This is a genomic window from Nocardia sp. CC201C (genome assembly GCF_030010695.1).
Classification (GTDB): Bacteria; Actinomycetota; Actinomycetes; order Mycobacteriales; family Mycobacteriaceae; genus Nocardia; species Nocardia otitidiscaviarum.
Genome location: NZ_JASCXP010000512.1, coordinates 1 through 4487, shown reverse-complemented (window position 1 = coordinate 4487; position 4487 = coordinate 1). Strand labels below are relative to the sequence as shown.

The following is a 4487-nucleotide window of genomic DNA, read 5'->3' as shown; positions in this document are numbered from 1 at the left end:
GGGCGGCGGCGGTGGCGGTGCCGTCGTCGCCGGGCCGCAGCGGCAGCAGTGCGGTCCAGCCGCCGCTGTCCAGGCGCAGGAACACGCCCGGGATGGCCTCGATGCGGTGCCGCAGTTCGCCGGTCTCGGCGGAGCGGCCCGAACCCAGCCGGAACACGGCGATCAGGAAGGAGTCCGGCACCGTGATGGCGGGTTCGTCGGCCCACTCCACCGGATCGCGGCCGGTGAGCAACGCGTCGGCGATGGCGCGGCGGCGCTCCAGCAGCTCCCAGCGGGGATCGCTGACCCGGTGCACGCAGGCCGTGGCGATGCGGCCGGTCACCAGGGTGATGTATTGCAGCAGCGGCAGCGCGGCATCGAGCAGCAGTTCCCGCTCGGCGTCCGGGGCGGCGGCCCGCACTTTGGAGAAGATGTACTCCGCACCGATGCGGTAGCGATCGAGCACCTCTTCGAGGGGTTCACCGTCGCGGACCCGGCCCACGCCGATCTCGACCACTTCCCGGGTGTCGTCCTCGCTGGGCAGCCGGCCGCTGCGCAGGAAGTCGAAGAAGAGGTCGATATTGAGTTTGGCGCCGCGTTCGAGCCCGTCGGCCACCAGCGGTGCGGGCAGGGTGCGATACGGCGGCAGCGCGGCCGTCGTATCGTCCCGGAACGCGGTCGCGCGCCGGTACAGGTCCTCCAGCGCCCGGTCCCGGGTCAGCGGGGGCATGGCTGTTCCGCGTTCATCTCGGGTACCGCCTTCATGTCGTGTACAGCGATTCGATGGTAGCGGCGTACTGAGTAGCTATTGGTTTGCGGCGTAGCTTTCCGGTCGCCGTGAGGCAGTCGCTGCCCGGGGTCCACACCTCCGGGAGCACCGCGAAGCGTTTGATCTGCTCCACGCGGGAGAGCTTCTCGTTCGCCGCGTCGATGCCCTCTTGCAGGGATTTCCGCACCAGCGGGTGCTGGGACAGGGCGGCCACGTCGCGATCGGGTAGCTGATGGCGTTCGGCGAAGGCGGCGGCCAGATCGGGGTCCAGGCAGATGAGCGCGGTGTTGTAGTGGCGGGCCTCGCCGATGACGACCACCGTGCCCGCCAGCGGACAGTTTTCGGTGACGGTGTTCTCGATATTGGTGGGCGACATGTTCTTGCCCGCCGCGCTGATGATGAGCTCCTTCTTGCGGTCGACGATGCGCAGGTAGCCGTCGCCGTCGAAGCTGCCGATATCGCCGGTGTGCAGCCAGCCGTCGGCGTCGACGGTCTCGGCGGTCTTCTCCGGGGCCTTGCGGTAGCCGCGCATGACATTGCGCCCGCGCACCAGCACCTCACCGTCGGCGGCGATCCGCACCTCGGTGTCGGGCAGCGGCAGGCCGACCGTGCCGATCTTGATGCGCTCGGGCCGGGAGATCGTCGCCCCCGCGGTGCACTCGGTCATGCCGTAGCCCTCGCACAGCGGCAGGCCCAGACCCAGGAAGAACTCGTGGGTGTCGGGCGGGATGGGCGCGGAGCCGGTGACCGCGACCCGCACCTTGTCCAGGCCCAGTCGCTCCCGGATGGCGGCGAGCACCAGACGATCGGCCACGCGGTGGGCCACGGCGTCCAGGGCGCTCGGGGTGCGGCCGTCGGAGACGGCGCGGGCGCGGGCACGGCCGGTGCGGATCGCCCACTCCACCAGCTTGCGCTTGGGCAGCGGCTCGGCCGAGAAACGTTCCTCCAGAGCGGCTTTCACCTTGACCCAGACTCGCGGCACCCCCAGGAACACCGACGGGTGCACCTCTGCGAGGGCCTCGGCGACCTGCTTCAGATCCGGCACGGTGGTGATCTGGCCGCCGGTCAGCATGGACAGGTAGTGCGCGAACCAGCGGTTGGCGGCGTGCGCGTCCGGCAGATACGACACCACCCGGTCGTCGGGGCCGCCGCCGCCGAATTCGTCGATGACGCGGGCGTTCTCGATGAAGTTGGTGTGGGTGAGTTCCACGCCCTTGGGCGGGCCGGTGGTGCCGGAGGTGTAGACGATGGTCAGCAGGTCCTCGGGATCGACCGCGCGCCAGGCGGATTCGAAATCGAAGTCCGCGCGGTGGGCGGCCTCCACCGCGGACAGCGCGATGGTGCCCGCCGGAGCGCCGTCCACGCAGATCACGTGCTCGACCCGAATACCCTGCGTGGCCGCCTTCGCCACCGCCTCCAGCACGGTGGGCGCGAACTGCTCCTCGCAGATCACGGCCTTGTTCTCGGCATTGCCGAACTGGTAGACGAGCAGATCCACCGGATTGGTGTTGTACACCGAGAACGGGGTCGCGCCGGTGTGCAGTACGGCGGTGTCGCACAGATGGAACTCGGGCCGGTTGGTCATCATGAGCGCCACCGTGTCGCCGCGTCCGATGCCCAGCGCCGCCAGGCCCGACGCGATCGCGCGCACCCTGTCCCCGTATTCGCGCCAGGTGAGCGACACCCCGCCGCCGAGGGTGCGCAGCGCCACCGCGTCGGGATACGCGGCGACCACCGACTGGAACGCCTCACAAAGGGTGCGCGGCGCGCCGCTGCCCGCGATTGACGATGAACTCACGACCTACCTCTGGTTATTTCCTGGTCGAGGCCACAGCTGACCTCGATTATGTGTTCCAGGACACCCCATGTGAGACGGCTGCGGTACCGCCAACCGGGCAGTTGCCGACGGGTCGGTTTGTGCACAATGCCCAAATCGGCGGCGGGGTGGGGGGTGGCGCGGTCCGATCCGGCTGTCAACCACCGTGGACGCCAATGATCTTGCGCCGCAAGCGGTTTCGGGTACACGGGCCGGGTCGGAGCCGTATCGTGGGAGATTGCACGGGTGCCGCGAGAATTTGAGGAGCCAGCGGTGATCACTCCCACGACCAGCGGAATTCTGGACTTCATCAGTGCCGAGAATGTCGAATACGTCGATATCCGCTTCTGTGACGTACCGGGGGTGCAGCAGCACTTCTCGATTCCGGCCGCCATGTTCGGCGAGGAACTGGTGGAGAACGGGGTCGCCTTCGACGGGTCGTCGGTGCGCGGATTCCAGGCCATCCACGAATCCGACATGCTGCTGCTGCCCGATCTGCGCACCGCGCAACTCGACCCCTTCCGGGCCGCCAAGACGTTGAATCTGGACTGCTTCGTCCACGATCCGCACACCCGTGAGGCGTACAGTCGCGATCCGCGCAATGTGGCGCGCAAGGCGGAGGAGTATCTGCGCAGCACCGCCATCGCCGACACCGCGTATTTCGGGCCGGAGGCGGAGTTCTACATCTTCGACTCGGTGCGTTACGACACCACCATGAACGGGGCCTTCTACGAGGTGGATTCGGCGTCGGCGGATTGGAACACCGGCGCGAAGTACAACGCGGACGGCACTCTCAACCGCGGTTACAAGGTGCGGCCCAAGGGCGGCTATTTCCCGGTCGCGCCCTACGACCACGATGTGGATCTGCGCGACCACATGTGCGGGAATCTGCAACGCGCCGGATTCGAACTGGAGAAGGGGCACCACGAGGTCGGCACCGCCGGACAGGCCGAGATCAACTACAAATTCAATACCCTGCTGGCCGCCGCCGACGACCTCCAGCACTACAAGTACATCGTGAAGAACACCGCCTGGGCGCACGGCAAGACGGTCACCTTCATGCCGAAGCCGCTCTTCGGTGACAACGGCTCCGGCATGCACGTGCACCAGTCACTCTGGAAGGACGGCACCCCGCTGTTCTACGACGAGGCCGGATACGCCGGACTCTCGGACCTGGCGCGCCATTACATCGGTGGCCTGCTGCACCACGCGCCCTCACTGCTGGCCTTCACGAACCCCACCGTGAACTCCTACAAACGCCTGGTCCCCGGCTTCGAGGCCCCCGTCAATCTGGTGTATTCGCAGCGCAATCGCTCCGCCGCGGTCCGCATCCCGGTCACCGGAGCCAGCGCCAGCGCCAAACGCCTCGAATTCCGCTGCCCCGACTCCTCCGGCAACCCCTACCTCTCCTTCGCCGCCATGATGATGGCCGGACTCGACGGCATCATGAACAAAATCGAACCCGCTCTCCCCATCGACAAAGACCTCTACGAACTCACCCCCGAGGAATCCGCCGAGGTAACCCAAACCCCACCCAGCCTCGAAGCCGTCATCGACCGTCTCGAAGCCGACCACGACTACCTCACCCAAGGAAATGTCTTCACCGAAGACCTCATCGACACCTGGATCCGCCTGAAGCGCTACACCGAAATAGCCGAAATCAACGTACGGCCACACCCGTTCGAATTCGATTTGTATTTCGACGTGTGAGTTTGCTCGGTTTGTCCGGAAAATGCTTTGGGTCCGGTTGGTTAACTGAAGATTTCGATACCACATGGCTATTGCTGGTCTGTGGCAATGGATTTCGCGGTAGAATTGGTGCATGATTCCGGAGGGGGAAACGCGAGGCGGTGATACCGCGGCCGGTCTGTCGGCGGCGATGGACGCCCTGCTCGCGACCGATCTCACCGGACTGTCCGACAC

3 protein-coding genes are annotated in these 4487 nt (G+C 66.6%); 1 reads left to right on the top strand and 2 read right to left on the bottom strand.

Annotated elements, in window-relative coordinates:
* Both QK444_RS32900 and QK444_RS32895 read right to left on the bottom strand, forming a co-directional pair.
* Positions 1 to 709, bottom strand: a 709-nt coding sequence (locus tag QK444_RS32900) for a hypothetical protein (RefSeq protein ID WP_282785951.1), incomplete at its 3' end; no start/stop codon positions are given.
* A gap of 31 nt (positions 710 to 740) precedes the next feature.
* On the bottom strand, positions 741 to 2546 hold the full coding sequence (locus tag QK444_RS32895; RefSeq protein ID WP_282785950.1) for a long-chain fatty acid--CoA ligase: 1806 nt from the start codon (positions 2544 to 2546) through the stop codon (positions 741 to 743).
* Between the two features lie 291 nt (positions 2547 to 2837).
* Here QK444_RS32895 and glnA point away from each other — a divergent pair, with 291 nt between their 5' ends.
* Positions 2838 to 4274: a type I glutamate--ammonia ligase gene (gene glnA / locus QK444_RS32890; RefSeq protein WP_143980805.1), complete on the top strand. Its 1437-nt coding sequence runs from the start codon at positions 2838 to 2840 to the stop codon at positions 4272 to 4274.
* Positions 4275 to 4487 lie beyond the last annotated feature (213 nt).